General features: G+C 71.8%; 27 protein-coding genes. 15 read left to right on the forward strand and 12 right to left on the reverse strand.

The annotated features are described in order from the left end of the window. Nucleotides 1-44 precede the first annotated feature (44 nt). The 3 genes from ACLQ3B_RS01955 (at nucleotide 45) to ACLQ3B_RS01965 (ending at nucleotide 2913) form a co-directional block, all read left to right on the forward strand. Nucleotides 45-1184: a glycerate kinase gene (locus tag ACLQ3B_RS01955; RefSeq protein WP_425776788.1), complete on the forward strand. Its 1140-nt coding sequence runs from the start codon at nucleotides 45-47 to the stop codon at nucleotides 1182-1184. 181 nt (nucleotides 1185-1365) lie between these two features. After that, nucleotides 1366-1734: an iron-sulfur cluster insertion protein ErpA gene (gene erpA / locus ACLQ3B_RS01960; RefSeq protein ID WP_030337969.1), complete on the forward strand. Its 369-nt coding sequence runs from the start codon at nucleotides 1366-1368 to the stop codon at nucleotides 1732-1734. Between the two features lie 198 nt (nucleotides 1735-1932). After that, on the forward strand, nucleotides 1933-2913 hold the full coding sequence (locus ACLQ3B_RS01965; protein ID WP_124820724.1) for a carbohydrate kinase family protein: 981 nt from the start codon (nucleotides 1933-1935) through the stop codon (nucleotides 2911-2913). A 132-nt stretch (nucleotides 2914-3045) separates the two neighbouring features. On the opposite strand, the gene ACLQ3B_RS01970 is transcribed toward ACLQ3B_RS01965, so the two are convergent. Both ACLQ3B_RS01970 and ACLQ3B_RS01975 read right to left on the reverse strand, forming a co-directional pair. Beyond that, nucleotides 3046-3279, reverse strand: coding sequence for a sulfurtransferase TusA family protein (locus ACLQ3B_RS01970; RefSeq protein ID WP_425776790.1), 234 nt, complete (start codon nucleotides 3277-3279; stop codon nucleotides 3046-3048). After that, the gene (locus ACLQ3B_RS01975) at nucleotides 3276-4427 is read right to left on the reverse strand and encodes a cysteine desulfurase family protein (protein WP_425776792.1); all 1152 of its coding nucleotides are present in this window, start codon (nucleotides 4425-4427) and stop codon (nucleotides 3276-3278) included. The genes ACLQ3B_RS01970 and ACLQ3B_RS01975 overlap by 4 nt, the downstream gene beginning before the upstream one ends. A gap of 171 nt (nucleotides 4428-4598) precedes the next feature. Here ACLQ3B_RS01975 and coxB point away from each other — a divergent pair, with 171 nt between their 5' ends. Together coxB and ACLQ3B_RS01985 are read left to right on the forward strand one after the other, a co-directional pair. Continuing rightward, nucleotides 4599-5570, forward strand: coding sequence for a cytochrome c oxidase subunit II (coxB, locus tag ACLQ3B_RS01980; RefSeq protein WP_425776794.1), 972 nt, complete (start codon nucleotides 4599-4601; stop codon nucleotides 5568-5570). 9 nt (nucleotides 5571-5579) lie between these two features. Further along, complete coding sequence (locus ACLQ3B_RS01985) at nucleotides 5580-6005, forward strand: cytochrome c oxidase subunit 4 (protein WP_425776796.1); 426 nt, start codon at nucleotides 5580-5582, stop codon at nucleotides 6003-6005. 122 nt (nucleotides 6006-6127) lie between these two features. Here the strand turns inward: ACLQ3B_RS01985 and ACLQ3B_RS01990 are convergent, their stop codons facing one another. From ACLQ3B_RS01990 to ACLQ3B_RS02005, 4 genes are all read right to left on the reverse strand, one after another. Continuing rightward, nucleotides 6128-6328: a hypothetical protein gene (locus ACLQ3B_RS01990; protein ID WP_425776798.1), complete on the reverse strand. Its 201-nt coding sequence runs from the start codon at nucleotides 6326-6328 to the stop codon at nucleotides 6128-6130. Nucleotides 6329-6593: 265 nt separating this feature from the next. Beyond that, on the reverse strand, nucleotides 6594-7637 hold the full coding sequence (gene trpD / locus ACLQ3B_RS01995; RefSeq protein ID WP_425776800.1) for an anthranilate phosphoribosyltransferase: 1044 nt from the start codon (nucleotides 7635-7637) through the stop codon (nucleotides 6594-6596). Between the two features lie 90 nt (nucleotides 7638-7727). Beyond that, nucleotides 7728-8123, reverse strand: coding sequence for a hypothetical protein (locus ACLQ3B_RS02000; RefSeq protein ID WP_425776802.1), 396 nt, complete (start codon nucleotides 8121-8123; stop codon nucleotides 7728-7730). A 108-nt stretch (nucleotides 8124-8231) separates the two neighbouring features. Then, on the reverse strand, nucleotides 8232-9152 hold the full coding sequence (locus ACLQ3B_RS02005; RefSeq protein ID WP_425776804.1) for a cytochrome c oxidase assembly protein: 921 nt from the start codon (nucleotides 9150-9152) through the stop codon (nucleotides 8232-8234). 108 nt (nucleotides 9153-9260) lie between these two features. On the opposite strand from ACLQ3B_RS02005, the gene ACLQ3B_RS02010 reads away from it, so the two are divergent. The 5 genes from ACLQ3B_RS02010 (at nucleotide 9261) to ACLQ3B_RS02030 (ending at nucleotide 14430) form a co-directional block, all read left to right on the forward strand. Continuing rightward, complete coding sequence (locus ACLQ3B_RS02010) at nucleotides 9261-9860, forward strand: aa3-type cytochrome oxidase subunit III (RefSeq protein WP_124820713.1); 600 nt, start codon at nucleotides 9261-9263, stop codon at nucleotides 9858-9860. 70 nt (nucleotides 9861-9930) lie between these two features. Next, complete coding sequence (locus ACLQ3B_RS02015; protein WP_425776806.1) at nucleotides 9931-10767, forward strand: cytochrome c; 837 nt, start codon at nucleotides 9931-9933, stop codon at nucleotides 10765-10767. Between the two features lie 64 nt (nucleotides 10768-10831). After that, on the forward strand, nucleotides 10832-11920 hold the full coding sequence (locus tag ACLQ3B_RS02020) for a ubiquinol-cytochrome c reductase iron-sulfur subunit (RefSeq protein ID WP_425776807.1): 1089 nt from the start codon (nucleotides 10832-10834) through the stop codon (nucleotides 11918-11920). Continuing rightward, a complete protein-coding gene (locus tag ACLQ3B_RS02025) occupies nucleotides 11917-13548 on the forward strand; it encodes a cytochrome b N-terminal domain-containing protein (protein WP_425776809.1) in 1632 nt (543 codons plus the stop codon). The genes ACLQ3B_RS02020 and ACLQ3B_RS02025 overlap by 4 nt, the downstream gene beginning before the upstream one ends. 192 nt (nucleotides 13549-13740) lie before the next feature. Further along, nucleotides 13741-14430, forward strand: coding sequence for a DUF4142 domain-containing protein (locus tag ACLQ3B_RS02030; RefSeq protein WP_425776811.1), 690 nt, complete (start codon nucleotides 13741-13743; stop codon nucleotides 14428-14430). A gap of 102 nt (nucleotides 14431-14532) precedes the next feature. Here the strand turns inward: ACLQ3B_RS02030 and ACLQ3B_RS02035 are convergent, their stop codons facing one another. The 5 genes from ACLQ3B_RS02035 to ACLQ3B_RS02055 all read right to left on the reverse strand — a co-directional run bounded on the left by ACLQ3B_RS02035 (nucleotide 14533) and on the right by ACLQ3B_RS02055 (nucleotide 20038). Next, nucleotides 14533-14820 carry an Lrp/AsnC family transcriptional regulator gene (locus ACLQ3B_RS02035; protein ID WP_074313163.1) on the reverse strand — a complete coding sequence of 96 codons (288 nt, stop codon included), beginning with the start codon at nucleotides 14818-14820 and terminating at the stop codon, nucleotides 14533-14535. A gap of 79 nt (nucleotides 14821-14899) precedes the next feature. After that, entirely contained in the window at nucleotides 14900-15769 is an 870-nt protein-coding gene (locus ACLQ3B_RS02040) for a nucleotidyltransferase family protein (protein ID WP_425776813.1), read from the reverse strand. Further along, nucleotides 15766-16308: an NUDIX hydrolase gene (locus ACLQ3B_RS02045; RefSeq protein ID WP_425776815.1), complete on the reverse strand. Its 543-nt coding sequence runs from the start codon at nucleotides 16306-16308 to the stop codon at nucleotides 15766-15768. The genes ACLQ3B_RS02040 and ACLQ3B_RS02045 overlap by 4 nt, the downstream gene beginning before the upstream one ends. 53 nt (nucleotides 16309-16361) lie before the next feature. Further along, on the reverse strand, nucleotides 16362-18155 hold the full coding sequence (locus ACLQ3B_RS02050) for a RelA/SpoT family protein (protein ID WP_425778001.1): 1794 nt from the start codon (nucleotides 18153-18155) through the stop codon (nucleotides 16362-16364). A gap of 128 nt (nucleotides 18156-18283) precedes the next feature. Further along, on the reverse strand, nucleotides 18284-20038 hold the full coding sequence (locus tag ACLQ3B_RS02055; protein ID WP_425776816.1) for a DEDD exonuclease domain-containing protein: 1755 nt from the start codon (nucleotides 20036-20038) through the stop codon (nucleotides 18284-18286). A gap of 127 nt (nucleotides 20039-20165) precedes the next feature. On the opposite strand from ACLQ3B_RS02055, the gene ACLQ3B_RS02060 reads away from it, so the two are divergent. Both ACLQ3B_RS02060 and ACLQ3B_RS02065 read left to right on the forward strand, forming a co-directional pair. Then, a complete protein-coding gene (locus ACLQ3B_RS02060; RefSeq protein ID WP_425776818.1) occupies nucleotides 20166-21617 on the forward strand; it encodes an NYN domain-containing protein in 1452 nt (483 codons plus the stop codon). 103 nt (nucleotides 21618-21720) lie between these two features. Beyond that, nucleotides 21721-22440 (forward strand): DinB family protein, encoded by a 720-nt coding sequence (locus tag ACLQ3B_RS02065; RefSeq protein WP_425776820.1) that lies wholly within the window; start codon nucleotides 21721-21723, stop codon nucleotides 22438-22440. A 26-nt stretch (nucleotides 22441-22466) separates the two neighbouring features. Here ACLQ3B_RS02065 and ACLQ3B_RS02070 read toward each other — a convergent pair whose 3' ends face one another. Then, complete coding sequence (locus ACLQ3B_RS02070; RefSeq protein ID WP_425776822.1) at nucleotides 22467-23000, reverse strand: hypothetical protein; 534 nt, start codon at nucleotides 22998-23000, stop codon at nucleotides 22467-22469. Nucleotides 23001-23220: 220 nt separating this feature from the next. Here ACLQ3B_RS02070 and ACLQ3B_RS02075 point away from each other — a divergent pair, with 220 nt between their 5' ends. The 3 genes from ACLQ3B_RS02075 to ACLQ3B_RS02085 all read left to right on the forward strand — a co-directional run bounded on the left by ACLQ3B_RS02075 (nucleotide 23221) and on the right by ACLQ3B_RS02085 (nucleotide 25922). After that, nucleotides 23221-23439: a hypothetical protein gene (locus tag ACLQ3B_RS02075; RefSeq protein WP_196925337.1), complete on the forward strand. Its 219-nt coding sequence runs from the start codon at nucleotides 23221-23223 to the stop codon at nucleotides 23437-23439. Nucleotides 23440-23541: 102 nt separating this feature from the next. Then, a complete protein-coding gene (locus ACLQ3B_RS02080) occupies nucleotides 23542-24801 on the forward strand; it encodes a M48 family metalloprotease (protein WP_425776823.1) in 1260 nt (419 codons plus the stop codon). Further along, nucleotides 24798-25922, forward strand: a complete 1125-nt coding sequence (locus ACLQ3B_RS02085) for a glycosyltransferase family 4 protein (RefSeq protein WP_425776825.1) — start codon at nucleotides 24798-24800, stop codon at nucleotides 25920-25922. The genes ACLQ3B_RS02080 and ACLQ3B_RS02085 overlap by 4 nt, the downstream gene beginning before the upstream one ends. Nucleotides 25923-25926: the final 4 nt, after the last annotated feature.

The raw sequence follows: 25926 nt of genomic DNA on the forward strand, positions 1-25926 counted from the left end.
GCGCGACGCGGCTTCGCTCGGTGTGGGCTGCCACACTGCTCGGCATGCGCGTGCTGCTCTGCCCGGACAAGTTCGCCGGCACCCTGTCCGCACCGGAGGTGGCCGTCGCGGTAGCCGCCGGTTGGCGCACCGTCACTGACGGAGACGATCTGCTGATCCGGCCGCTCGCCGACGGGGGACCGGGCTTCGTGGAAGTGCTCGCCGAAGCCCTCGGCGGCCGGCGGGTGCCGGTGCCGACTGTCGATCCGCTGGGCCGCCCGGCGGCCGGTGAGATCCTGCTCACCGCCGACGGCGCGACCGCCTACCTGGAGAGCGCGCAGGCGTGCGGCCTGCACCTGCTCTCCGCGGCCGAGCGCGACCCGAAGACCACCACCTCGTACGGGTTGGGTCTGCTGGTGGCCGCCGCGGTGGAGAGCGGTGCGCGCACGGTGGTGATCGGGCTGGGCGGCTCCGGCACCAACGACGCAGGCGCCGGAATGCTCGCCGCGCTGGGCGTGACAGCCCTCGACCAGGGCGGCGCCGCGTTGCCGTACGGCGGGGCGGCGCTCGCCGCGGTCGACGCGCTGGACGGCGCGCCCCGGCTGCGTGGCGTTCGGCTGGTCGCGGCCACCGACGTGGACAACCCCCTGCTCGGCCTGCACGGCGCGAGCAACGTGTTCGGCCCGCAGAAGGGCGCCGACCGCGCTGACGTGCTGCTGCTCGACGCGGCCCTGGAGCGTTTCGCGGCGGTGCTGGAACGGGACCTGGCCGGTTGCCCGGCCGGGCTCGGGGCGCTGCCCGGAGGCGGGGCTGCCGGCGGCATCGGGGCTGCGCTGCTCGCGCTGGGCGGCGACTGCGAGTCGGGGATCGGCCTGGTCACCCGGGCCACCCGCCTCGACGACGCACTGGACACCGCCGACCTGGTGATCACCGGTGAGGGGTCGTTCGACCACCAGTCGCTGCGCGGAAAGGTCGTCGCCGGGGTGGCCGGCGCCGCCCGCGACCGGGGAGTCCCCTGCGTGGTGGTGGCCGGGCAGGTCAGCACCGGCCGGCGGGAGGCCGCCTCGGCCGGGGTGACCGACGCGTACAGCCTGGTGGAGCACTTCGGCGGGGAGGAGCGCGGTGGGCTGGACGCCGCGCTGGGCCGGCCCGCCGAAGGGCTGCGCGAACTGGGCGCCCGGCTGGCCCGGCAGTGGAGCCGCTGAGCATGACGACCGCCCGCCCGACACCGGCAGGACCGGGCCGACCTGGGGCGGGCGTCACGCCACGCGGGTGAGCCCGGCCAAGGCGGCGTACGATCGGCTGAGGACCACAACCGGGAATCACTGGACGACGCGCGACGTTGGCCAGTGCGTCCGGACCCAAACCGCGCAGGGAGACTTCCACGTGACCACGCCAGCGCAGACCGAGTCGACCGAGGCCCAGGCCCCTACTTCCGTCGTCCTCACCGACGTCGCGGCGCAGAAGGTCAAGGCCCTGATCGAGCAGGAGGGCCGCGACGACCTGCGGCTCCGCGTCGCCGTGCAGCCGGGCGGCTGCTCCGGCCTGCGGTACCAGCTCTTCTTCGACGAGCGTTCGCTCGACGGTGACGTCGTGACCGACTTCGGTGGTGTCGAGGTCGTCGTCGACCGGATGAGCGCCCCGTACCTGTCCGGCGCGACGATCGACTTCGCCGACCGGATCGACGCCCAGGGCTTCACCATCGACAACCCCAACGCGGGCAGCTCCTGCGCCTGCGGTGACTCGTTCAACTGAGTCACACCACGCACCAGCGACGATGGGGCCGTTCTCCGGGACGGCCCCATCGTCGTACCGGTCGGCGTTCGCACCCGGCCCAAGACCGGTCCCGAAGGGGCCGTGGCGAGCTGGTTGCCGTTGTCCGACCGAGCGGTGACCATCGGGTTGCCGTGCCGGTAGGCTGACCGCGCCCTGCTCCCGACCCCGAGGGTTGACATGAAGATCGCCGTCACCGGCTCGATCGCCACCGATCACCTGATGAGCTTTCCCGGTCGCTTCGCCGACCAGCTCATTGCCGATCAGCTGCACAAGGTGTCCCTCTCCTTCCTGGTGGACGACCTGGTGCTCCGCCGCGGCGGCGTGGCGGCGAACATCTCCTTCGGGATGGGTCAGCTGGGGCTGCGCCCGGTGCTGCTCGGCGCGGTCGGTGCCGACTTCGCCGACTACCGCTCCTGGCTGGAGCGCCACGGCGTGGACTGCGACTCGGTGCACATCAGCGAGGTGGCGCACACCGCCCGTTTCGTCTGCACCACCGACACCGACATGTGCCAGATCGCGTCGTTCTACGCCGGTGCGATGAGTGAGGCCCGCAACATCGAGCTGGCCCCGGTCGCCGACCGGCTCGGCGGTCTGGACCTGGTGCTGGTCGGCGCCAACGACCCCGAGGCGATGCTGCGGCACTCGGCCGAGTGCCGCACCCGCGGTTACGCCTTCGCCGCCGACCCGTCCCAGCAGCTCGCCCGGATGCCCGGCGAGGACGTGGTGGCGCTGATCGAGGGCGCCGAGTACCTGATGACCAACGACTACGAGAAGTCGCTGCTGCAGAGCAAGGCGCAGCTCAGCGACGACCAACTGTTGGACCTCGTCAAGGTGCGGGTCACCACGCTGGGCAAGCACGGTGTGGAGATCGCCGGGCGTGGCATCGACCCGATCCACGTACCGATCGCGCGGGAGATCCGGGCGGTCGACCCGACCGGCGTCGGCGACGGCTTCCGGGCCGGCTTCTTCACCGCGCTCTCCTGGGGCCTCGGCCTGGAACGCGCCGCCCAGGTCGGCTCGCTGCTGGCGACCCTGGTCCTGGAGACCGTCGGCACCCAGGAGTACGACGTCCGCCGCGACCTGTTCGTCAAGCGCCTGGCCGAGTCCTACGGCGACACCGCAGCCGAGGAAGTCCGCCCCCACCTCCTCCCGGCGTAACCCACTCCTGCCTCGTCGATCATGGAGTTGTGGTGGCCAAATAGTCGCCTTGTGCGGCTTCTGTCCCCCACCACAACTCCATGATCGACGCGCCTGGGTGGGGTTGGGGCGCGGGGGTGGGTGGGGGTGGGGTTAGTGGGTGCGGCGGACGTCGTAGGCGGGGCCGTCCGGGCCAACTACCGAGCCTAGGTACTCCTGGCCGCGCATCCGGCACCAGGCGGGAATGTCGACGGCCGCCGCCGGGTCGTCGGCCAGCACCCGGACCACCGTGCCGACCGGCACCTCGGGCATCCGTCGCGCCGCCGCGATCACGGGCAGCGGGCAGCGTTGCCCCCGGCAGTCGATCACCTCGTCCGGCATCGTCACAGCCCCACCACCCCGGCCTCGGCGCGCAGCCCGGCGACGATCCCCGGCAACTCGGTCAGGAACCGCTCCACGTCCGCCTCGGTCGTCTGCCGGTGCAGGCTGACCCGTACGTTGCCGTGCGAGAGCACCCCCATCGCCTCCAGCACGTGCGACGGCCGCAACGTGGACGAGGTGCAGGACGAGCCGGACGACACGGCGAAGCCCCGCCGGTCCAGGGCGTGCAGCAGCGCCTCCCCGTCGACGTACAGGCAGGAGAACGTGACCAGGTGGGGGAGCCGGAGCACCGGGTCGCCGACCACCTCCACGTCGGGCACCTCGGCCGCGACCCGCGTCCGGATCCGGTCCACCAGCGGGTCCAGCCGGGTCGCCTCGGCGGCCGCGTCGGCCGCCGCCGCCCGCAGGCTCGCCGCCGCCGCCACGACCGCCGGCAGGTTCACCACCCCCGGGGTACGTCCGCTCTCCCGCTCGTCGGCCGGCCAGGGTGACTCCCAGCGAGTGCCCTTGCGGACCGCCAGCACCCCCACCCCGGGTGGCCCGCCCCACTTGTGGGCGCTCGCCGTGAGCACCGACCAACCAGCAGGCAGGGGCACCCGGCCCACCGACTGAGCCGCGTCCACGTACAGCGGCACCCCCACGTCGGCGCACGCCGCCGCCGCCTCGGCGACCGGCTGCACCGTCCCCACCTCGTGACTGGCGGTAATCAACGCGGCCAGCGCGACCCCCGGGGCCCGAACGGCTGTCGACCACGCGGTCAGGTCCAACCGGCCCAACCGGTCGACCGGCACCACTGTGGCGGTCCCGCCCGCGCCGACGTGCCGTTCCGCCGCGTGCAGCACCGCCGAGTGCTCGATCGCCGAGTGCACAAACGTCGACCCGACCCGGCGCCGCCCCGCCAGGCCCCCGAGCACCGCGCCGTGGGCTGCGGTCGTACCGCTGGGGGTGAAGGACACCTCGTCGGCGCGGACGCCGAGCGTCAGCGCGGTGGCCTCGCGGGCGGCGTCGAGCAGTTGCCGGGCCCGGCGGGCCTGCGTGTACAGCTTGCCCGGGTCGGCCCAGCCGTCGTCGAGCGCGGCCAGCAGCGCCTGCCGCGCGACCGGATGCATCGGCGCGGCGGTCGCCGCGTCCAGGTAGACCGGGGATGCACTCACAGATCAAGACGGTATCGCGGCGGTATCCCTAGGATCCCCCCAATGGGGGGCGGACAGTGACCCCACCACGGTCGAGTCCGTCATGGTCGAGTAATCTGCGACCGTCGGTGACGCCTTTGCCGCCGGTGCTGAGGAAAGACGCACCGCGGCGCGCTAGGGAGGCAGGACCAGGTGGTCGCAAGGAGTTCGGAGGTACGGCCGTCGGCCGTACGGCACAGCGCTTCCCCAGGAGTTGGTGGACGCCGGGGGCGTGGTGCTGGTCGCTTGGCCGGGCTCGGTCTCGGGGGCGTGGCGTTGCTGGTTCTGCTCACGGGCTGTGACGTGGGTCAGACCTTTGACGGCTTCGGCTGGCCGCAGGGCGGCATCTCGCCGGAGTCCAAGCGGATGTACGACCTGTGGATCGCCTCCTGCATCGCCGCGCTCGCGGTCGGCGTCTTCGTGTGGGGCCTGATCTTCTGGTGTGTCGTGCGCTACCGCAAGCGTGGCAACGCGCTGCCGGTGCAGACCCGCTACAACATGCCGATGGAGTTCCTCTACACCATCGCGCCGATCCTGATCGTCTCCGTGCTCTTCTACTACACGGCGATCGTGCAGACCGACGTCGACAAGTTGTCGAAGAACCCGGACGTCACGGTCGAGGTCGTCGCGTTCAAGTGGAACTGGCAGTTCAACTACCGCGACGGTCAGGGCACGGAGGCCCGCACCACCGCGTCGACGCTCGGCACCAGCGAGGTCATCCCGGTGCTGGTGCTGCCGACCAACCGATCCATCCGGTTCGAGGAGACCAGCCGCGACGTCATCCACTCGTTCTGGGTGCCGGAGCTGCTCTTCAAGCGGGACGTCATGCCGGGCAAGATCCGTAACGTGTTCGAGGTCTCCAGCCTGGACGCCGAGGGTGCCTACGTCGGGCGCTGCGCCGAACTGTGCGGCAGCTACCACGCGTTCATGAACTTCGAGCTGCGGGTGGTCTCGCCGGAGAAGTACGACCAGTTCCTCGCGGCCAAGCAGAGCGGCAAGTCGACCCAGGACGCGCTGTCCGCGATCGGTGAGAAGCCGTACGCGAGTAAGACGCAGCCGTTCGACACGCGGCGGACGCAGGACAACTTCAACCCGGACAAAGTTCCGGCCCGCACCGGAAGCTGAGGCAGCGGCATGAAGACCGAGTGGCGTATCTTCCTGATCATCGCCGGGTTCCTCTTCGGTGCCACCATCCTCTACGGTGCCTGGACGCACGGGGAGTCGGGCGGCGTCGAGTGGGTCGGCACTGTCGCCCTGCTGCTGTCGTTCCTGCTCTGCTCGATGTGCGGTGGCTTCTTCTGGTTCGTCTCCCGCCGCATCGACCTGCGTCCGGAGGACCGCCCGGACGCCGAGATCGCCGACGGCGCTGGTGAGGTCGGCTTCTTCAGCCCGGGCAGCTACTGGCCGTTCGGTCTGGCGCTGGCCGCCGCGATCGCCGCGCTCGGCATGGTGTTCTGGCAGTTCTGGCTGATCGGCCTCGGCCTGGTGGCCGTTGTCTTCGCCGCCTGTGGGCTCCTGTTCGAGTACTACAGCGGCACCCGGCGTACCGCCGAGCACTGAGTAACCCGGTCGCCGTCGCGGCCGACCCCGCACGACGAAGGCCCGTTCCCCGAGTGGGGGAGCGGGCCTTCGGTCATGGTGCGGGCCGGGGCGGCGGAGCTGCGGCCCGGGTGGCGTCGGCGTCAGGCCGCGCGGCGGGCGGGCTGGCGGCGGCGGTCGGCCAGCCGGGTGACCGGGAGGGCGATCACGCCGACCACCACGGCGGCACCGCAGTCGGTGCAGATCAGCTCTGGACAGTCGGTGCCGTGGCCGTCGACGCAGGGCGGCGCCTCGAACAGCGCCACGCCCTCGCAGACGTCGCAGTAGAGCTCGCGGTGCGACACGGGCGTCTCCTCTCGATACCAGGCGGACTGCCCCCGGATGCGACAACGACGCACCGACGGCAGCAGAGAACTACTCAGCTGTAGTTTCCCAGACGGGTCCGACAAATCTCCGCGCACCGTCGCCCGCTCGTCGGCATCCGCGCGTGATCCACTCGACGTCAGTGAAGGCGGGGCGTCCGAGCCGCCGCGGGTTCACGGAACCTGAGTCGATCATGCCCCTGACGCCGCCCGTAGCCGGCGCCGACGGGTTCCGGCGGTGGCGGCGTCAGGAGTTGGCGGTCTCGATCCAGCGGTCCAGGGTCGAGGCGGCCGAGCCGGAGTCGATCGATTCGGCCGCGCGGGCCAGGCCGGCACGCAGCGCCTCGGTCAGGTCGCCGTCCAGCGGGCCCTGGGTGGCAAGCGCCGCCGCCGCGTTGACCAGCACCGCGTCCCGGACCGGACCCGTCTCGCCGGCCAGCAGGCGACGGGCCACGCCCGCGTTGTACGCGGCGTCACCGCCGCGCAGATCCGCGATGGTGGACCGGGGTACCCCCAGGTCCGTCGCGTCTAGCACAGCCTCGCGTACGGTGCCGCCCTGGGCCGCCCAGACCCGGGTCGGCGCGGCGGTGGTGAACTCGTCCAGCCCGTCCTCGCCGCGCATCACGATCGCCGAGTCGCCACGGGCCGCGAACACGCTGGCCATCACCGGGGCCATCCGGAGGTCGAAGCAGCCGACCGCGCCGGCCCGGGGGCGGGCCGGGTTGGTCAGCGGGCCGAGGAAGTTGAAGAAAGTGGGCACACCCACCTCGCGGCGGACCGGGCCCGCGTGCCGCATCCCAGGGTGGAACCGGGCCGCGAAGCAGAACCCGATGCCGGCCTCCTCGACACAGCGGGCGACCTGCTCCGGGCCGAGATCCAGGGGGATGCCGAGGAACTCCAGCAGGTCGGCGGTGCCGCACAGGGAGGAGGCGGCCCGGTTGCCGTGCTTCACGACCCGGACGCCCGTGCCGGCGACCACAAGCGCCGTCATCGTGGAGATGTTGACCGTGTGGGCGAGGTCACCGCCGGTGCCGACCACGTCGAGCGCAGTGCGGCGCAGTTCCTCGGGGAGCGCCACCGGGACCGCGCGACCCAGCATCGCCTCCACCAGGCCGGCCAGCTCCGCGGGGGTCTCCCCCTTGGCCCGCAGCGCCACGGCGAAGGCGGCGATCTGCGCCGCGCTCGCCGAGCCGGTCATGATCTCGTCCATCGCCCAGGCGGTGTCGGCGGTGGAGAGTTCGTCACCGCGCAGCAGCGCGTTGAGCAGGTGCGGCCAGGTCCGATCGCCCATGGCGGGCCTCCCGAGCATGCGAAGTGCGGGTGGGCTGGAACGGGCGCCGAGGAGATCCGGCGCCGTGGGGTGCCGGAGGAGCGGGGGACGTCAGGCGGGTGCGTGCGTCCGCAGCAGCTCGGCCACCGTGCCGCCGGTGGTCACCGGGTCGAGCGGGTGCACCAGCGTCGCGTCGACCTCGGCGTACGCGGCGAGCCATCGGTCGGCGGCGCGGGCGATCACCAGGCAGGTCGGGGGGGCGTCGTCCCGGTCGTCCTTGACCTGCCGGGCGATGCCGATGCCGCCGCCCGGGCTCGCCTCACCGTCGAGCACCAGCAGGTCGATCTCGTAGTCGTCGACCAGCCGGATGGTCTCCGCGTAGGTCGACGCGTCGACGAACTCGATCTGCAGACCGGGCGCGGGCCGGGTGCCGACGGCCATCCGCATCCGATCACGGACCTGCGGGTCGTCGCTGTAGAGCAAAACGGTGCAAAGACGATCGCTCATGCCGGCACTCCGCTTCCACCTCGTAGCTGCTCGCAGATCGTACCGGTCGGCGTGACGTAGCCGACATCCCGCCCGGCGTCACCTGTCGGGGCGTACCGTCCGGGCAGCTCAGGCCGGCGCGGCGTCGGCGGCGCGGTCGCGGGCCTCCTGGCGGTCCAGCTCGCGGTCCACCCGGCGGGCCTCCCGCTCGGACTGCTTGACCCACTGCACCACAAGCACCGCGAGCATCGTCACACTGACGAACTCGCCGCCGGCCCAGAGGATGCCACCGGCGACCACCTGGTCCTGCCAGGGGTCGACCCAGCCGAGGTTGAGCGACGGGTACCAGTCACCGCCGAAGAGCGTGCTGCTCTGCATGATGGTGAGACCGAGCACGGTGTGGAACGGCACGGAGAGCAGCATCAGGAGGGCGCGCGCCGGGTACGGCCAGCGACCGGGCAGCGGGTCGAGGCCGAGTAGCGGCCAGAAGAACACGCAGCCGGTCATGATGAAGTGCGCGTGCACCAGCTCGTGCGCCCAGGCGTGTTCGAGGGTGTAGCGGTACAGGTCACTGAAATAGAGCACGAACGGGTTGACCACGAAGATGGCGAACGCCACAAGCGGGAAGCTGTAGACCCGGGCGACGCGGCTGTGCACGATCGCGAGCAGGCGCTTGCGCGGCCGGACCGGCAGGGTCCGCAGGGCCAGGGTCATCGGCGCGCCGAGCGCCAGGAAGATCGGCGCCACCATGGACAGCACCATGTGCTGGATCATGTGCACGGACAGCAGCGCGGTGTCGTAGGCGTGCAGCCCGCTGACCGTGACCAGCGCGATGCCGCCCAGCCCGGGGCCGAGGAAGAACACGGTACGGGCGACCGGCCAGCGGTCGCCGCGCAGGCGCAGCCGGTACACCCCGTAGAGGTACAGGCCGGCGGCGAGCACCAGGCCGAGGGCCAGCCAGCTGTCCAGCCGGGTCTCGGTCAGCACCGCGCCGACGGTGAACGGCGGCGGGGCCGAGGTGGCGGCGAAGATCGGATCGACGTGGAGCACGCTTTTCAGGCTAGGCCAGGCGAACCGGACCCTGGCGGCGGGGCCACGGAAGGCGCAGGTTTGCGACCCCGCTGATCGCCGGCCCCGGTCAGGGGCAATAATGACGGCGTGACTGCGGCCCCAGCCATTGACAAGAGCCGGATCCACTCTCTGACCCGACCGAACATGGTCAGCGTCGGGACGATCGTGTGGCTCTCCAGCGAACTCATGTTCTTCGCGGCGCTGTTCGCGATGTACTTCTCCATCCGCGCGGCTGCGCCGGAGCAGTGGGAGAAGCACACCGAGGCGCTCAACATCCCGTACGCGACCACCTTCACGGTGATCCTGGTGCTGTCCTCGGTGACGTGCCAGCTCGGCGTCTTCGCGGCGGAGAAGGGTGACGTGCACGCGCTGCGGCGCTGGTTCACCGTCACCTTCGTGATGGGCCTGATCTTCGTCCTCGGCCAGCTGAACGAGTACCGCCACCTGGTCGAGGACGGCATCAAGATCAACGGAGACGGGTACGGGTCGGTGTTCTACCTGACCACCGGCTTCCACGGCCTGCACGTGACCGGCGGTCTGATCGCCTTCATCATCTTCATGGTCCGTACGACCATGGGCCGGTTCACTCCGGCGCAGGCGACGTCGGCGATCGTCGTGTCGTACTACTGGCACTTCGTCGACGTCGTGTGGATCGGGCTGTACGCCATGATCTACTGGCTCCAGTGATCTTGCGCGTCACATTCCGCGCTGCTGCTCCGTCCCCTGAGACAGGTCCAACCGGTTAAGGACACCGCTCATGACTTCTGACAACGACCGCCGACGCGGTCTGCTCGCGCGGTTGCGTGAGCGGCCCGCCGCGCGCAGCAGGGGCCGCCGCCGGCTGGGCGCCGCGGTCCGGCTGATCGCCGCGCTGATGCTCGCCGGCGGCGCATACACCGTCTTCGCCCCGGGCGCCCAGGCGCAGGACAACCCGCAGCTGACCGGCGCCGCCGCAGAGGGCAAGGCGCTGTTCGACGTGAGCTGTGTGACCTGCCACGGCCGTAACGCCCAGGGTGTCGAGGGCCGCGGGCCGAGCCTGATCGGCGTCGGCGCGGCATCTGTCGAGTTCCAGGTCAGCTCCGGGCGGATGCCGCTGGCCCGCCAGGAGGCCCAGGCGCACCGCAAGCCCCCGGTCTTCACCGACGAGCAGACCCGCCAACTGGCCCAGTACATCCAGGAGCTTGGCGGCGGCCCGGTCGTGCCCCAGGGCGACGACCTCCGTGAGGACGGCAACGTCGCGGCCGGCGGCGAGCTGTTCCGGATCAACTGCTCGCAGTGCCACGCGTTCGGTGGCGGCGGCGGTGCGCTCTCCTCGGGCAAGTTCGCCCCGAGCCTGCACCCCGCGACCGACCGCCAGATCTACGCGGCGATGTTGAGCGGCCCGCAGAACATGCCGGTGTTCGGCGACAACCAGCTCCGGCCGGAGCAGAAGGCCGACATCATCGCCTACATCCAGGAGACGCTGAAGCACGACCAAGACCCGGGTGGGTTCAACCTCGGGCGGTACGGCCCGTCCACCGAGGGCCTGGCGATCTTCCTGGTTGGCATCGTGGCGCTCGTCTTCGCAAGCCTGTGGATTGCGGGTAAGTCGTGATCGAGCAGGCCATCCGATTCAGTGCCGTGGTGCCGCTCGGCGCCACCCGTAGCGAGGTGACGGCATGAGCACCCACACCGAGCACCCGGCCCCGCAGGGCCAGGAGCCGCTCGACGTGAACGACCCCAAGCTGACCCGGTTCGACATCGTTCGTGAGGGCGCGCGCCGGGACGACATCGAGATCGTCCACTACGAGCCGCAGGTGCTGCCGGGCACCAAGGCGGAGCGTCGGCTGACCCGGGTGGTCGCCGGCTTCTTCCTGATCACCGGCCTGGCCGCGACCGCCTTCCTGGCCATCTACATCTGGTGGCCGTGGCAGTACGAGGCGGGCCGGGGCGGCGACAAGTTCTACACCCCGTTGCTCGGCTTCACCCTCGGCGTGGCGCTGCTCGCCGTCGGCTTCGGCATCCTGACCTGGGGCAAGAAGTTGCTGCCCAAGGAGGTCTCGATCCAGGACCGGCACGAGGGTCAGGTGGACTCCGAAGGCCGCACGATCACCGGCCAGACCATGCTCTACATGGCGGACGAGCTGGGTGTGAAGCGTCGCCCGCTGCTCGGCATCTCGCTGCTGGCCGGTCTCGCGCCGGTCGCCGCGGTCGCCGCCGCGCCGCTGGTCGGCGGGCTGATCTCGCAGCCGCACAAGAACAACCAGATGTTCACCACGGGGTACGCCATGCCCGAGGGCGGCCAGCGGATCCGCCTGGTCCGCGAGGACGGCCGGCCGATCCGCCCGGCGGACATCAGCACCGGTGGGCAGATCACCGTCTTCCCCGGCATCGACCACGGCGTGAGCAACAAGCACGCCGACTCGCCGACGCTGCTGATCCACCTCCGCGACTCCGACGCGCAGGAGTCGCGCCGGGCCAACGAGCGGGTCGGCCACGGTGACTACATGTGGGGCAACTACGCGGCGTTCTCCAAGATCTGCACGCACGCGGGATGCCCGGCCAGCCTGTACGAGCAGCAGACCAACCGGCTGCTCTGCCCGTGCCACCAGTCCCAGTTCCTGATCACCGACAACGCCCGGCCCATCTTCGGCCCCGCCAGCCGGCGGCTGCCGCAGCTGCCGATCGAGGTGGACTCCGAGGGCTTCTTCGTGGCGAAGTCCGACTTCACCGAGACCGTCGGGCCTGATTTCTGGGAGCGGCCATGAAGCGTCGAAAGTTTGACCTTGCGGCGACGCCGGGCAAGGCCGCGGTGGGAGTGGACGACCGCTTCGCGGTGGCCACCCCGCTGCGCAAGCTACTGAACAAGGTCTTCCCGGACCACTGGTCCTTCCTGCTGGGCGAGATCGCGCTGTTCTCGTTCATCGTGCTGCTGCTGACCGGTGTGTTCCTCACCTTCTTCTTCGAGCCGGCGATGACCGAGGTGGTCTACGACGGCAGCTATGCGCCGTTGCAGGGCACGCCGATGTCCGCCGCGTACGCCTCCAGCCTGGACATCTCGTTCGACGTCCGTGGCGGTCTGGTGATGCGGCAGATGCACCACTGGGCGGCGCTGCTGTTCATGGCCGCGATCGTCGTGCACATGCTCCGGGTCTTCTTCACCGGCGCCTTCCGCAAGCCGCGTGAGACCAACTGGATCATCGGTTCGCTGCTGTTCTGGGTCGGCTTCCTGGCCGGCTTCACCGGCTACTCGCTGCCGGACGACGGCCTGTCCGGCACCGGCCTGCGGATCGCCTCGGCGATCATGCTGTCCATCCCGGTGATCGGCTCCTGGGTCACCTCGTCGGTCTTCGGCGGGGAGTTCCCGGGCACGATCATCATCAGCCGGTTCTTCATCGCCCACGTGCTGCTCATCCCTGGTCTGCTGCTCGCGCTGATCAGCGTCCACCTGGGCCTGGTCTTCAAGCAGAAGCACACCCAGTGGCCCGGCCCCGGCCGGACCAACAACAACGTGGTCGGCGAGCGGATGTTCCCCCGGTACGCGCTGAAGCAGGGCGGCTTCTTCATGGTCGTCTTCGGCGTCATCGCGCTGATGGGCGGTCTGTTCCAGATCAACCCGATCTGGCTGTTCGGCCCGTACGAGGCATGGGTGGTCTCGGCCGCCAGCCAGCCCGACTGGTACGTCATGTTCCTCGACGGGTCGACCCGACTCATGCCGGCCTGGGAGATCCCCATCCCGATCGGCGACGGGTACGTCATCCCGCCGCTGTTCTGGCCGACGGTCGTGCTGCCCGGCATCCTGGTGGGCCTGTCGACGATGTACCCGTTCCTGGAAGCCCGGCACCTCAAGGACCGCAAGAGCCACAACCTGCTCGAGCGTCCGCGTGATGCCCCGGCCCGGACCGCCGTCGGCGCCATGGCCGTCGCGTTCTACATCGTGCTGACGCTCTCCGGCGCCAACGACGTGATCGCGGACAAGTTCCAGATCAGCCTGAACGCGATGACCTGGGCGGGCCGGATCGGCCTGCTGGTGGTCCCGCCGCTGGCGTACTACGTCACCTACCGGCTCTGCCTGGGTCTGCAGCAGCACGACCGGGAGGTGCTCGCGCACGGTGTGGAGACCGGCATCATCCGGCGCCTGCCGGACGGCCGGTTCGTCGAGGTGCACCAGCCGCTCAGCGCGTCCAACGGGCACGCGGACGGTCACGGCCAACTGGACTACGTCGGCTGGGTCGTGCCGAAGAAGATGAACCGGCTGGGGGCCCTCGGCCCGGCCATCCGGGGCTTCTTCTACCCGATCGAGAAGCCGGTCGAGGCGCCGGTCTCGCCGGGGCACCCGCCGGTCGAGGCCCGACCCGAGCGCGAGGAGATCGGCAGCGGCGAGAGCCGCCGCTGACCGCCCAGTCGTACCGTTACGTGGCGCCCGCCGGATTCCGGCGGGCGCCACGTCGTTTCCACACCCCCGGCCCATCCGACCAGGAGTCGGACGGCCACGGCGGGACCGGTCGACCCCGCGCGACAGGCGATCGCAGGAATAACCCCGGTGAGCCGGGTATCCGTGCGGTCCAACGTCTCAAGGGGGGGAAGCATGTTGGGTATCAAACGCCTCGGCCTGTTGGCCGCGCTGGTACTTGTCGGTGTCGCGCCGGCTGCGGCCGCGCAGGCCGCGGCACAGCCGTCGACGCAGGACACCCAGTACCTGCAGGCGGTACACCAGGTCAACCTGTTCGAGATCACCGCTGGTGACCTGGCCCAGCAGAAGGGTCAGGACCAGGGGGTCAAGGACCTGGGCGCGATGCTGAAGACCGACCACACCCAGCTGGACCAGACGGTGCAGCAGACGGCTTCGCAGGTCGGGGTGGAGCTGCCGAACGAGCCCAGCGCCGATCAGCAGGCGGTCATCGACAAGCTGAACAACGCAAGCGGTGCGGAGTTCGACAGGCTCTGGGTGACCAGTGAGCTGGCCGGTCACGTCCAGGCCATCCAGGCCACCCAGACGGAGATCTCGCAGGGCTCCGAGCAGTCGGTGGTCCAGTTGGCGCAGACGGCGCTTCCGACGCTGCAGACGCACTACGACGAGTTGGTGGCGCTCGCCAACAAGCTGGGCATCCCGGTTCCGCAGACCAGCGCCAGCGGTACGCCCAGCCCGGGCGGCACCGGCACTGAGTCGCCGGCTCCGGGTGGCACCGGCACCGAGTCGCCGGCTCCGGGTGGCACCACCGAGTCCCCGGCTCCGGGCGGCGGCACCACAGAGGTGCCGGCTCCCAGCGAGAGCTGACGTAGCCACCGCAGACGGCCGGTCCACCCACGTGGTGGACCGGCCGCCCTGTGCGCGTCACGCGCCGCCGTGGGGCCGGTAACGACCCGAAACGCCGGGCGGTCAGTCGGCGCTGGCCAGGCCGATCGCGAACGCCTCCTCCAGGTCGTGCTGGGAGTACGCCCGGAAGGCGATGTGCGACTCGGTGTTGAGCACCCCCGGGACCTTGGAGATGCTGCCCGCGATGACCTGGGCGATCTGGTCGAACTCGCGGACCCGGACGATGGCGATGAGGTCGACGTGCCCGGCCACCGAGTAGACCTCGCTGACACCGGGAAGGTTGGCCAGGTTCTCCGCCACCTCGGGGATCGCATCGGTGGCGCAGTCGATCAGCACGATCGCGGTGATCACGGGGCATTTCTCCGTTCGTCGGCGTCGTCGCCCATGCTAGATGTTCCGGCCCGAGACCGGAGGCGGGAGCCGTCGGGGCTCAACCCTGGGCGGGGCAGGGCACGGTCAGGTCGCTCCCGGCCCGGATCACGTTCCGCAACCGCTCGCCGGCGCGAACGGTCGCGCCCGGCCACACCACCGTGCGGGACACGTCGCCGTCCACCCGCGCCCCCGCGCCGACGACCGACTCCACACAGCGACCGGTCACCGTCGCGGACTCCTCGACGAGAGAGCCGCCGGCCGCGGCGTGCAGGTTGGCGGCCAGGTAGTCGGCCGGGGTGCCGGTGTCGATGAAGGTGCCCGGATAGGGCACCACCGTCAGGGCGCCCGCGGCCTCGGCCGGACGCCACACGGCGCGGACCAGGTCCGAGAAGACGACCGGCAGGTCCCGGACCAGCCGCCAGGGCAACAGCGAGAAGCCGGTGAAGACGTGCCCGGCGAAGGTGCCCGGCGCCGCCGGGTCCGCGGCGGGCTGGCCGAGCAGGCGTACGGTGTGCCCGTCCCAGCCGTCGAGCAGGGCGGCCACGTCCGGGCCTGGGGGAGCGGCCGGGTCGGCGAGGTACGCGTCGGCGTTGCCGACCAGCACCGGCCGTCCGTCGATCCAGTCCCGCAGGTTGGCCACCCCGCCCGCGGTGCCCAGCGGGTCGCCCGGCTCCACCGACAGGTGTGCGCGGTCGCCGACGTGCGCCACCACCTGGTCACCGAGGTAGCAGGCGTTCACCGCGACCCGGTTGGGACCGGCCAGCCCCAGGCCGGTCAGCCGCGCCAACGCCCGCTCCAACAGGGGCACGTTGCCCACCGGGCAGAGCGCCTTGGGCACCCGTTCGGTGAGCGGGCGCAACCGGGTGCCCTCGCCGGCGGCCAGCACCACCGCGCACAATTCCGCCTGGGCGGGAGCCCCGCCGGTCATGGCATGTCGTCGGGGATCGGGGGCGGGAACTGCCCGGCCAGTGGCCCGATGTCGTAGTAGGCGAGCAGCCGGGCGGTCGGCCAGGTCAGCTTGGGCAGGTCGTCGAGGGGGTGCCAGGCGGCCTCGAAGACCTCCGCGCCGTCGACCGTCAGTTTGGTGTCGGACGCGGGCACGTCCGTCTCGAAGACCATGTCGACCCAGCCCTTGGCGTGCACGATCGCGTTCGGCACCGCCGGGCGTAACCGGGACGGGGGGAGTCGGACGCCGGATTCCTCGAACAGCTCGCGGGCCGCACCCACCACCGGGGGCTCGCCCCGGTCCAGGAGACCTGCGGGCAGGGACCAGCCCTTACCGGGCGGTTGGCGCAGCATGAGCAACCGACCCGCGCCCGGCGCCTCGGAATCGCGGACCAGGGTGACCGCGCCGACGATGTACTTGGGCACGGCCAGCTTGACCAGGCGCCGACGCACCGGCAGCGGCAGCCGGTAGAAGGCCTGGTAGAAGAGGGCCCGACCGGTGGCGCGGGAGCGGGGGATCATGGCTCCAGGCTAGTGGTCACGAATGTCCTTCGGACGCGCTGGGGCCCGCCGGATCACTGTCGATGGTCGACCAGGTCGATGAGCTGGCGGACCACGGTGTCCGGTTCGATCACCCGGTCGAAGACCGCGACCAGCAGGGTCTCCAGGTCGGGGTAGCCCAACTCCTCGGAGAGGCGCAGCAGTGGCAGATCACTGGCGAGGCCCCGGTTGTGCTGGCGCAGGGCGAGCCCGATGGTGGCCCGACCGAGGCGCACCTTGTCGCTGATCGTGATGCCCGGCTCGGTGTGCTCGGCGAACCACCTGTTGATCTGCATCTGCGCGTGCGGCGACTTGACGAAGCTCAGCCACTCCCGGCGGGGACCCCGCGGCGCCACACCGGCCTCGAAGCCGTTGTCGCCGTCGTTCTCGGTGAAGATCTCCACCACGTCGCCCTCGTCCAGCTCGGAACTGAGCGGGGCCAGCCGACCGTTGATGCGTGCGGCGAGGCAGTGGTCGCCGCGGTCGTTGCCCAGCTCGTAGGCGAGGTCGACAGGTGTGGCGCCGGCGGGCAGCACGACCTGCCGGCCGTCGGAGAAGACCTGGATCTGCCCCTCGGCGAGGTCGCAGCGCAGCGACTCGAGGAACTGTGCCGGGTCGGCGGCGTCCGGCTCCCAGTCGAGCACCCGGCGCAACCAGTCCAACTGCTCGGCGCGGGCCGCGGCGCTGCTGCTGCCCGAGCGGGGGAAACGGAAGTCGGCGGCGATGCCGTACTCGGCCGAGCGGTGCATCTCCTGGGTGCGGATCAGCACCTCCACCGTGCGGTCCTGCGGGCCGCAGACGCTTGTGTGCAGCGAGCGGTAGAGGTTGTTCTTCGGTGACGCGATGAAGTCCTTGAAACGGCCGGGCACCGGTCGCCAGGTGCCGTGGATCGCGCCGAGCGCGGCGTAACAGTCGGTGGCCGGGCCGTCGACCACCACCACGATGCGGGGCAGGTCGTACGGGGCCGTGTGGCCGCCGGCGATGGTGTCCTTCCAGATCGAGTAGAGGTGCCGGGGACGGGGGCTCACCTCGGCGTCGACCCGGCTGCGGCGCAGCGCCACCCGGGCCCGGGTGACCACCGAGTCGAGGTACGAATCCCAGCCCGGCCGGTCGTGCACGTGTCGGGCCAGCCGGGCGTGCTCGTCGGGCTCAAGGTGCAGCAGCACCACGTCGTCCAGCTCGCGCTTGAGGGTCTGGATGCCCAGCCGGTCACAGAGCGGGACCAGCACCTCCTGGGTCTTGCGGGCGATCCGTTCCCGCGACGACGCGGAGCGAACCCCGAGCGTGCGCATGTTGTGCAGCCGGTCGGCGAGCTTGATGATCAGCACCCGGACGTCCTTGGCGGCCGCGACGATCATCTTGCGGATCGTCTCCGCCTCGGCGGCCTTGCCGTAGAACGCCTTGTCGAACTTGGTCACCCCGTCGACCAGGTGGGCCACCTCGCCGCCGAAATCCTCGGAGAGCGCCTGGAGGGTGTAGCGGGTGTCCTCCACGGTGTCGTGCAGCAGTGCCGCGACCAGGGTGGTGGCGTCCATCCCCAGCTCGGCGCAGATCTGCGCCACCGCGAGGGGGTGGGTGATGTACGGTTCCCCGCTCTTGCGGAACTGCCCGCGGTGCATGTTCTCCGCGATCGTGTAGGCACGGCGCAGCACCGCGGGGTCGGTGCCGGCGTGGATGCCGCGGTGGGTGCGGACCAGCTGGGTGACCGGGTCGGAGTCGGTGGTCGGCCAACTCAGCAGCGACCGTAGCCGGCGTGCGAGCGGCAGCTCACCCGGCTGTGTCGGCAGGGCGCCCCCCAGGGCGGCGCCGTGTCCGGCGTCGACGTCCACGAGGGACACCTCCTCACCCCGGCTCCGCGTCGCCGGAACCCCGGCGGCGGGAGCAGGCCCACGAATCGGGCAGGACTGCACTTCTCTAACAGCCTAAGCGAGTCGACGTAGTCCGATCGGTCAGTTGGTCATGAGCGTTCGGTCGAGAGTTGGTGGGACGCGCCGGTCTCGGCCTTCGCCAGCAGGTCACGGAACCGGCCCGCACCACTCGCCGGCGAGGACCAACCGGAGGACATCTCGACGAGACGGGTCTCCGGCCGCTCCAACCAGGACAGGATCCGCTCGGACTCCTCGGCGGTGGCGGACGGCACCGGACCGTGCCCGCCCGTCACCGTCTCCGCGGTGGCCCGGATCGCGGTCAACGTGGGCCGCGGGTGCACGCCCGGCGGGGACACCCCCGCGCCGGCCAGCCGGCCGTGCCGGACCAGCGCCAACTCCCAGCCGCCCCGGGCGGCCGGCCGGGCCGCGGCCAGCTCGACGATCCCGGTCAGCGCGGCCAGCCGCTGCATCCGCACGGTGGCCCGCAGCACGGCGGCCAGCCGGGACCGCACCACGGCGGCCTCCTCGTAGCGCTGGTCGCCGGAGAGCACGTCGATCCGCGCGAGCAGCGCGTCCACCACCGGCTGGGGGTCGCTTGTCGTCGCCGTGCGGAAGGGCGCGGCGGCGCTGTCGTCGTACTCCTCGGGGGTGATCTTGTGTTCGCAGGGCGCCGGGCAGCGACCCAGCTCGGCCAGCGCGCAGGCCGGCGTGATGGTGCGCAGCGAGAGCCGGTGCGTGCACTGGCGCAGCGGCACCGCGTCGTGGAAACCGGCGGCGGCCAGCTCGGCGGCCCGCCGGGAGGTGAACGGCCCGAGGTACGCGGTGTCGGTGGGGGAGAGGTCGCGGACGATCGACAGCCGAGGGTACGGACCGTCGGTCAGCTTCAGCCAGACCATCCGTTCCGGGTATTTGGACCTGCGGTTGTACGGCGGGGCGTGCGCGGCGATCAACCGCAGCTCACGGACCTCCGCCTCCAACGAGTGGGCGCACTCCACCGCCTCGACCCGCTCGGCCGCGCCCAGCATCTCGGAGATCCGGGCGCGCTTCTCACCGGCGGTGAAGTAGCTGCGCACCCGGGTGGCGATGTCGACGGAGGTGCCCACGTAGAGCGGCCGGTCGTCGGCGGCCCGGAAGATGTAGACCCCGGGGACCCGGGGCAGCCCCTCGGCCAGGTGCCGCTTGCGGCGCTGGGTCGGGGTCACCGCGCGGGCGAACTCGATGGCGTCGCCGACAGTGTCCACCCGGTGCCCGCCGAGCCGACCGATCAGCCCGTGCAACACGTCGACGGTGGCCTTCGCGTCGTCCAGTGCCCGGTGCGTGGGCTGGGTGGCGGTGCGGAAGTAGGCGGCCAGGGTGCCGAGCTTGCGGTTGGGCACCTCGTCGCGGGTCAGCACCCGGCGGGCGAGCGCCGCCGTGTCCAGTACCCGGGGGTTGGGCCAGCGGTAGCCGTGCTTCGCGCAGGCGGCCTTGAGGAAGCCCACGTCGTAGGGGGCGTTGTGGGCCACCAGCACCGCGTCGTCGATGAACTCGAGGAAGCTCGGCAGCACCTGCTCGATCGGCGGCGCCGGCACCAGCATGGCCTGGGTGATGCCGGTCAGCACCGTGATGAAGGGCGGAATCGGCTGCCCCGGGTTGACCAGGGTCGCCAGCACCCCCAACTGCTCGCCACCACGCACCTTGACCGCGCCGATCTCGGTGATGCCGCCGCCGTCCGGCGCGCCGCCGGTGGTCTCCAGGTCGACCACCACGAAGGTCGTCGCGTAGAGCGGCAGCGCCGGGTCCACCCCGCCCACCGCCGGGTCGAGACCGGCCAGTGACTCCTGGACGTACTCCGCCTGTGCCATCGGCGGCACGCTAGCGCCACGGTCCGACACTCCCGTCGCAGCCGTCCCATCCGTCACCATGGGGCTAGGATGAGAGATCGGCTCACTCACCGGGCGGTGGGCCCGGTCGCGGTGGGAGACTTGCCACATGCCCCTCACCGAGCCGTACGACGACCACCTCCCGCAGGAGGATCCGGTCGCGCTCGACGGTGCTGTGGGCAACCCGGACGACAACGTAGTCAGGGTCACATCGGGCGCATCGGACCCGACGGCGGGCGATGGTCCCGGCACCGAGCCGGAGCCGACCCTGCCCGAGCCGGTCCGGCAGCGGATCGTGACGCTGACCGCGGCGGTGCTGCCCACCCTGCCCCCCGACGAGGTCCCGGTGCCGTTGCGCCGGGTGGCCAAGTTCGCCCCCAATCGGCGTGCCCGGCTCGGCGCGCCGGTCATCGCCGCCCAGCTCACCGCCGACCCGCTGTTCCGGCAGCGGGTCACCGCGCGGGTCCTGACCGACGCCGGTGACCTCGGCGCGGCCGTGGTCGAGGGCACCGCGCCGGCCGCCGCCGACCCGGTCGAGGTGGCCGCGCTGGCCTACCTGGCCCGGCCCCGTGGCTGGCGGGAGCTGATCGACGCCAGCGGCGCCGCCGTGCGCGCCGAGGCGGACAGCGCCGTCGTCGCCGAGCTGGTCCGCGAGGCCGAGCAGCGGGCCACCCGGGCCGAGCACGACCGCGCGGTGGCCCGGGTCGAGGCAGAGAAGCTCCGCGACGAGCTGGCCCGCGTCCGCGAGGAGTTGGGCCAGCTGCGCGAGGAGTCCCGGCAGATGGCCCGCACCCTGCGGGAGACCCAGGCCCGCGAACGGAAGGCCACCGAGCTGCTGGCCACCGAGCGCGGCCGGGCGGCACGCGCCAGCGCCGACGTGGACGCCGAGTTGCGCCGTGCCCGGGCCCGGCTGGCCGAGGCCGAGGCCGCAGCCGGGGTGGCCCGGGCCAGCGCCAAGGAGGCGCGCTCGGTCGACGACGCCCGGCTCTGGCTGCTCCTGGAGACCATCGGTCAGGCCGCCGTCGGGTTGCGCCGCGAGCTGGCGCTCGACCCGGTGGACAAACTCCCCGCCGACTTCGTCGCCGACGCGTTCGCCGAGCAGCCGGGCACCGCCCCGGCCGGCCCCGCCGCCCGCGCCCGCGACACCGACGACCCGGCCCGGCTCGACCAACTGCTCGCCCTGCCCCGGGCGCACCTCGTGGTGGACGGCTACAACGTCACCAAGCGCGGCTTCGGTGAGATGTCCCTGGAGCAGCAGCGCAAACGCCTCATCAGCGGGCTGGGCGGGATCGCCGCGCAGACCGGCGACGAGGTCACAGTCGTCTTCGACGGCGCCGAGCGGATGCACGGGCTGCCGCCCGCGCCGCGCGGCGTACGGGTGCTCTTCTCCCGCAAGGGTGAAACCGCCGACGAGCTGATCCGGCGGCTGGTCCGCGCCGAGCCGGCGGGCCGGCCGGTGGTGGTGGTCTCGTCGGACCGCGAGGTCGCCGACGGGGTACGCCGGCACGGGGCGTACCCGCTGGGCGCGGACTCTCTGCTGCGGCGGCTCGCCCGCTCCTGACACCGTCTTCGGCCCGCTCTCCTTGAACCGACCCTGCCGGACGGTGCCTGTGTCGTACCCGAGGGCTAGCGTGGCCGCTGTCGCCGACGGGAGGGGAGTCGCCATGACCCAGGACGACGTCACGGTCTTCGTCGATCGTGATCTGCGGGGTGCCCGGTTCAACAGGTCGACGCTGGCCGGTGCGGTGATGCGCGGCGTCGATGTGGATGCTCTGGACATCGACGCGCCGTGGCTGGCCGAGGGCACGTTGCTGGTCAACGGCGTCGATGTCGTGCCGTTGGTCGAGGCCGAGCTCAACCGACGATTTCCCGGCCGCGACCTCCGGCAGGCCAAGAATCCGGACGACCTTCGCCTGGCGTGGGCGGCACTGGAACGGGCCTGGGCGGCGGCTGTCGATCGGGCCGTGTCCATGCCCGAGGGTGCGGTCGACGTCTCGATCGACGGGCAGTGGTCGTTCGCGCAGACGCTGCGCCATCTCGCGTTCGCCGCCGACACCTGGCTGGGCAAGGCGATCCTGCGACTGCCGCAGCCCTTCCACCCGCTCGGGCAACCTCATGCCGAGTACGAGAGCGAGGGCTTCGACATGTCGATCTTCGCCATCGAGCAGCCGACGTTCGCCGAGACCGTGCAGCTGCGGGCCGAGCGGCAGGCGATGGTGCGCGACTTCCTCGCGGCCGTCACGCCGGAGCTGCTCGCCGAGACCAGGCCGTCCGCGTGGTGGCCCGAGAAGCAGGTGTCCGTCCTGCGCTGCCTTCACGTGATCTTCGACGAGGAGTGGCAGCACCTGCGCTTCGCCCTGCGTGACCTCGACGCCCAGGGCTGAGACCTCGCCCGCACCCAGGGGCCCGGTCAGCCTGCCGGTAGTCGCCGGGCCAGCTCACGACGCAGTGCGTCGGGGCGCGGCGTCATCGAGGCGAGCCGGACGACCAACTCGTAGGGGCCGCGTCCGGGGGTCGACCACTGGCCGGGCCGCATGGGGGGCCGGGTCTGCTCCGGGTCGAGTGGCTTGACCACCAGCCGTGGGTCCAGCCGGCCTCGAACCTGGGCGCTGGCCATGTTGACCCAGTCGATGCTGAGCCTGGTCCCGTTCGGTCCGGCCAGGTGCAGCGTCTCGTCGGTCAGGCGCAGCGGCAGCCGAGGCTGACGGCGCAGCTGCCAGTTGGTGGTCAGCGCGGTGATCGCGCCGATCATTCCGAACCGCAGCAGCACCTGCCACCACACCTCATCGAACACCACCGTGTAGTAGGCGAGAAGGGCTGCGGCGCCCAGCACGGCAAGAGCCATGGCGAGGCGATGTCGGCGTGGGGAGTGCTGGAAGTCCACGACGGACGAAGCATCGAGGTCGGCCACCGTCGCCCAGTGCCCGGTCGGCCGGTCGGCCAAACGATGCCCCTGCTCGCTCGATCGACACGAGGTCGCTGATGTCGGACGATCCGGCCGGGTGGGATACCCCGATTTCGCTGATCTGGAGTGGATCTAGCCCGGAACGGGCGGTCGGACGGGGTTCCTGTCGTACCCGGTGCTTAGTGTCGATGTGACCGACGGTGCTCGGTCGGCGACGAGAGGGCGTCGCCCCTGCACCGAGAGCCGATCAGGAGGCACGATGCTCATCGACTGCGACGGGTGCGCGAAGCGGGCCGACGGTTGTTCCGGCTGTCCACTGACCGCCCTGTTCGACGAGACGTCACCGGCGGCCGGGTTGGTCGCCGCCGAGGTCGAGGCCATCGAGGTGTTCGCCCGGGCCGGCTTCGACGTGGAGGTGCTGACCGCGCCCGCGCGCCCGGAGGCGGCTCGCCGCCGTGCCACCCGCCGCGTCGCCTGAGCGCGACACCGCGCCCGGAAGCGGGCTTTTCGCGGACCATAGGATGAGCGGTCACAGCGGGAGGAGCGGCGCGATGAGCGGGCAACAACGGGCGGTGACGCGGTGACCCCGCGCGGCTGGGCGCTGGTGGCCCTGGCCGGGCTGACCATCGCCCTGGTCGTGCTGGCCGCGCTGCTCGTCCCATGGCACCGCCCACCGGCACCCCGGGCCGACCAGCTCGCCGCGCTCGGTGACCTGCCGGCCGAGCAGGTGGCCAAGGGTCGGGAGTTCCGGGCCGCGCTGCGCCCCGGCGGCTATGCCGCGCTCGCGGTGGGGCTGCTGATCGCCCTCGCGCTCGGGTTGACCCCGCTGGGCAGCCGCCTGGTCGAGCTGGTGGGCCGGCCGTTCGGCGGGCACTGGGCCGCGCAGGCGGTGCTCGGCGGGCTGGCGGTGGTGCTCGTCGCAGACCTGGTGACGCTCCCGTTCGCCGCCTGGCGGCAGAGCGTGCTCACCCGCTACGGGTTGAGCACCAACGGCTGGAGCGGCTGGGCTGTCGACCTGCTCAAGTCGTACGCGGTCAGCGCGGTGATCGGCGCGGTGGCGCTGTTCGGCTTCTACGCGGTCATCCGACTCGCGCCGCGCTGGTGGTGGGCGTTCGGCGCGGCCGGCGCCGCGGTGCTGGTGGTGCTGCTGTCGTTCGTGCTGCCGGTGCTGGTGGAGCCGGTGTTCAACAGGTTCACCCCGATGGAGCAGGGCCCGTTGCGCACCGAGCTGATGAGCATGGCCGCCCGCGACGGGGTGCCGGTGCGTGACGTGCTGGTCGCCGATGCCTCCCGGCGCACCAGGGCCGTCAACGCCTATGTCTCGGGTCTCGGGCCGACCCGACGGGTGGTCGTCTACGACACGCTGCTGCACGAGGCGACCCCGGCCGAGGTGACCGCCGTCGTGGCGCACGAGTTGGGGCACGCGAAGGACTCCGACGTGGCGGCCGGCACGCTGACCGGGGCGCTGGGCGCCGCGGCGGCCGTGGTGGCGCTCTACCTGCTCGGCTCGTGGGGGCCGCTGCTGCGGCTGGCCGGTGTCGACTCGGTAGCCCAACCGAGCGCGTTTCCGCTGCTGGTCGCCCTGGTCACGGTGGCCGGGCTGGTCGCCGCTCCGGTCCAGGCGCTGATGTCCCGACGGGTGGAGGCGCGGGCCGACGCGCACGCGCTCGCGCTCACCAACGACCCGGGGTCCTTCGAGTCGATGCAGCGCCGGCTCGGCTCGGTCAACCTCGGCGATCCCGACCCGCCCCGCTGGGAATACCTCTATTCGGCCTCACATCCGTCCACCGTGGAGCGGATGGCCGCCGCCCGCGCGTACGCCCGGGAGGCCGGCCGATGAACCGCACCCTGCTGATCACCAACGACTTCCCGCCCCGCCCGGGTGGGATCCAGTCCTTCGTGCACAACCTCGCGGTCCGTCAACCGGCCGGCTCGGTGGTCGTCTACGCGTCGAGCTGGCGCGGGGCCGCGAAGTTCGACGCCGACCAGCCGTTCGAGGTGATCCGGGAGCGCACCCGGGTGCTGCTGCCCACCCCGTTGATCGCCCGTAGGGCGGCCCGCTTGGCTCGCACGTACGACTGCGACACCGTGTGGTTCGGGGCGGCGGCCCCGTTGGGGCTGCTCGCGGCCGGCCTGCGGCGACGGGCCGGCATCCGCCGGGCGGTGGCCCAGACCCATGGTCACGAGGTCGGTTGGGCTGCGGTGCCGGCCGCCCGGCCGGCGCTGCGGCGCATCGGTCGGGGTGTGGACGTGACCACCTACCTCGGCGAGTACACCCGTAGCCGGTTGGCCCGTGTGCTGGACGGGGTGACCGAGCTGCGTCGTCTCGCGCCCGGGGTCGACGTGGACACCTACCACCCGACCGTGGACGGTGAACAGGTCCGGGCCCGGCTCGGGTTGACCGACCGGCCGGTGGTCGTCTGCGTGTCCCGGTTGGTGCCGCGCAAGGGTCAGGACACGCTGATCCGGGCCCTACCGGAGATTCGCCGCCGGGTGCCCGACGCGGCGCTGCTGATCGTCGGTGGCGGGCCGTACCGGGCGACCCTGGAGAAGCTGGCCCGCCAGACCGGTGTGGAACGGGACGTGGTGTTCACCGGCACGGTGCCGTCGGTCGAGTTGCCGGCGCACTACGCGGCCGGTGACGTCTACGCGATGCCGTGCCGCACCCGCAACCGTGGCCTCGACGTCGAAGGGCTGGGCATCGTCTACCTGGAGGCGTCCGCGACCGGCCTGCCGGTGGTGGCCGGTGACTCCGGGGGCGCACCGGACGCGGTCCGCGAGGGGGAGACCGGCTACGTGGTACGCGGCCGGGACGTCGCCCAACTCGCCGACCGGGTCGCCCGGCTGCTCGCCGACCGGGACCTGGCCCGCCAACTGGGCGCGGCCGGCCGGGCGTGGGTGGAACGGGAGTGGCGCTGGGAGGCGCAGGCGGAACGCATGGCGGCACTGCTCGCCGGCTGATCGC

It is taken from the genome of Micromonospora sp. DT53, from assembly GCF_049841535.1.
Taxonomy (GTDB): Bacteria; Actinomycetota; Actinomycetes; order Mycobacteriales; family Micromonosporaceae; genus Micromonospora.

Coding starts and splice junctions, on each gene's coding strand:
- ACLQ3B_RS01955 (WP_425776788.1), top strand. CDS start 45: ATGCGCGTGCTGCTCTGCCCGGACAAGTTCGCCGGCACCCTGTCCGCA.
- ACLQ3B_RS02025 (WP_425776809.1), top strand. CDS start 11,917: ATGAAGCGTCGAAAGTTTGACCTTGCGGCGACGCCGGGCAAGGCCGCG.
- ACLQ3B_RS02085 (WP_425776825.1), top strand. CDS start 24,798: ATGAACCGCACCCTGCTGATCACCAACGACTTCCCGCCCCGCCCGGGT.
- ACLQ3B_RS02015 (WP_425776806.1), top strand. CDS start 9,931: ATGACTTCTGACAACGACCGCCGACGCGGTCTGCTCGCGCGGTTGCGT.
- ACLQ3B_RS02060 (WP_425776818.1), top strand. CDS start 20,166: ATGCCCCTCACCGAGCCGTACGACGACCACCTCCCGCAGGAGGATCCG.
- ACLQ3B_RS01985 (WP_425776796.1), top strand. CDS start 5,580: ATGAAGACCGAGTGGCGTATCTTCCTGATCATCGCCGGGTTCCTCTTC.
- ACLQ3B_RS02055 (WP_425776816.1), bottom strand. CDS start 20,038: ATGGCACAGGCGGAGTACGTCCAGGAGTCACTGGCCGGTCTCGACCCG.
- ACLQ3B_RS02040 (WP_425776813.1), bottom strand. CDS start 15,769: ATGACCGGCGGGGCTCCCGCCCAGGCGGAATTGTGCGCGGTGGTGCTG.
- trpD (WP_425776800.1), bottom strand. CDS start 7,637: ATGGGCGATCGGACCTGGCCGCACCTGCTCAACGCGCTGCTGCGCGGT.
- ACLQ3B_RS02065 (WP_425776820.1), top strand. CDS start 21,721: ATGACCCAGGACGACGTCACGGTCTTCGTCGATCGTGATCTGCGGGGT.
- ACLQ3B_RS02045 (WP_425776815.1), bottom strand. CDS start 16,308: ATGATCCCCCGCTCCCGCGCCACCGGTCGGGCCCTCTTCTACCAGGCC.
- ACLQ3B_RS02000 (WP_425776802.1), bottom strand. CDS start 8,123: ATGAGCGATCGTCTTTGCACCGTTTTGCTCTACAGCGACGACCCGCAG.
- ACLQ3B_RS02075 (WP_196925337.1), top strand. CDS start 23,221: ATGCTCATCGACTGCGACGGGTGCGCGAAGCGGGCCGACGGTTGTTCC.
- ACLQ3B_RS02020 (WP_425776807.1), top strand. CDS start 10,832: ATGAGCACCCACACCGAGCACCCGGCCCCGCAGGGCCAGGAGCCGCTC.
- ACLQ3B_RS01965 (WP_124820724.1), top strand. CDS start 1,933: ATGAAGATCGCCGTCACCGGCTCGATCGCCACCGATCACCTGATGAGC.
- ACLQ3B_RS02030 (WP_425776811.1), top strand. CDS start 13,741: ATGTTGGGTATCAAACGCCTCGGCCTGTTGGCCGCGCTGGTACTTGTC.